1 protein-coding gene is annotated in these 1,722 nt (G+C 71.6%); it reads right to left on the reverse strand.

Features of this window, described 5'->3' with window-relative positions; all coding sequences use genetic code 11:
- Positions 1–110: 110 nt before the first annotated feature.
- A complete protein-coding gene (locus MEICH_RS0106970; RefSeq protein ID WP_027892019.1) occupies positions 111–1,484 on the reverse strand; it encodes an FAD-binding oxidoreductase in 1,374 nt (457 codons plus the stop codon).
- Between the last annotated feature and the right edge of the window lie 238 nt (positions 1,485–1,722).

Raw genomic sequence — 1,722 nt, forward strand, 5'->3', positions numbered from 1 at the left:
CTTCCACGGGGAAGTGGGGCTGTAGTCGGCCTGCGGGGCGGGCACAACCCCAGTGGATGATTTATCCCAACGAGGCGTTCGGCTATCGGCTATCAGCTATGGGCTATCGACTATCGACTATCGACCATCGACCCCCCCGGCGACCGGATGCTCTGCGGGAAGCGGAAGAAGTCCTCCGGGTCGTACTGCTGCTTGACCTCTTGCAGGCGTGGGTAATTTTCGCCGTAGTAGCGCTCGGGCCAGTCCTCGAGGTCGGCGTCGGTGTAGTTGACGTAGGCCCCGCGGGTGTAAGGCGTGAGGGCGTCGCGCACGCCGCGGACCCAGGATAGGTGGTCTTCGGCGGCGGAGTCGTCGGACCAGTAGGCCTGGTATTGCAGGAAGAACTGGGCCCGGCGGTGGAAGAAGGCGGTGGCGCGGGGGGCGAGGTCGGCCACCTTGCCGCCGAAGTTTTCCAGTTGCACCAGGTCCTCGCCGGTGGGGGCTTTCTCCATCCAGGCGCACAGGGTCTCGAGGGCCTCGGGGGGCAGGGGCTCGTAGGCGAAGGCCGAGGTGTTCTTGAACTTCTTGTGGTCGCCGTGGAAGTGGACGGACCAGTCGGGCTCGGGGTCGCCGCCGAAGAAGTTGACGGCCTCGAGGAAGGCCTTGCGCTCCAGGCGCAGTTGGTGCGGGGGAGCGCGGCGCAGGAAGGGCTCGAGGACGCGGCGCAGCTCCTCCAGCGGCCCCACGAACTGGCCCGTGGAGGTGACGGGGCCGGGCCGGGCGTGCTGGGGGCCGTAGAGCTTGAGCACCGAGGTGAGGCGGGGGTCGGCGGGCGGGGCCCACTCCTGCCAGGCCGCCAACACCTCGCCCATGCGTTCGAAGTCCCAGGCGGCGGTGTAGACGGCGACCTCCTCCAGCGGGAAGACCCGGAAGCGGAAGCGGGTCACCACCCCGAAGTTGCCCCCGCCCCCGCCGCGCAGGGCCCAGAAGAGCTCGGGGTGCTGCCCGGCGCTGGCGACGAGGACCTCCCCGCTCGCGCTCACGAGTTCGACCTCCTCGAGGCAGTCGCAGGTCAGGCCGTAGCGGCGCGAGGTCAGGCCGAAGCCCCCGCCCAGCGTCAGGCCGGCGATGCCCACCGTGGGGCAGGTGCCGCCGGGGAGGGTGAGGCCGAGTTGCCCCAGCCGCTGGTAGAGCTGGATGAGCTGGGCCCCCGCGCCCACGTCGGCGGTGCGGCGGTCGGGGGAGACGAGCACGGCGTGCAGGTCGCTCACGTCGAGCACTAAGCCCCCCTCGACCAGCGAGAAGGCCTCGTAGCTGTGCCAGCCGCCACGCACCCGCAGGGGCATCCCCTGCTCCCGCGCGAAGCCCAGGGCGTTGCGCACGTCCTCGACCGACTGGCAGAAGACGATGAGCGCCGGGCGCACGTCGAAGCGCTCGTTGTAGTTGCGGCGGGCCGCGTCGTAGCCGGGGTCGTCGGGGCGTACGACCCGCCCGGTCAGCCCCACGGGGGCCTCCTTCCGGGGCGTCTGGGGCTAGGGATTGTGAACAGCAGGGGCATGCTCACCTCGTGCGCCCGGCGGGCGTGGGGCAACGCTAAGGGGCCGGGCTGATGAGCCCCGGAAACGGGCCTGAGGGGGGGCTGAGCGCGCTCAGGGGCGGCTCGAGGCCCGCAGCCGGTCGTACTCGGGCCGGGCGTGGCGGGGCAGGCGGCGGCGCTCGAGGGCCTCGAGGGCCCGCGCGGCC

This window comes from Calidithermus chliarophilus DSM 9957, assembly GCF_000430045.1.
GTDB lineage: Bacteria > Deinococcota > Deinococci > Deinococcales > Thermaceae > Calidithermus > Calidithermus chliarophilus.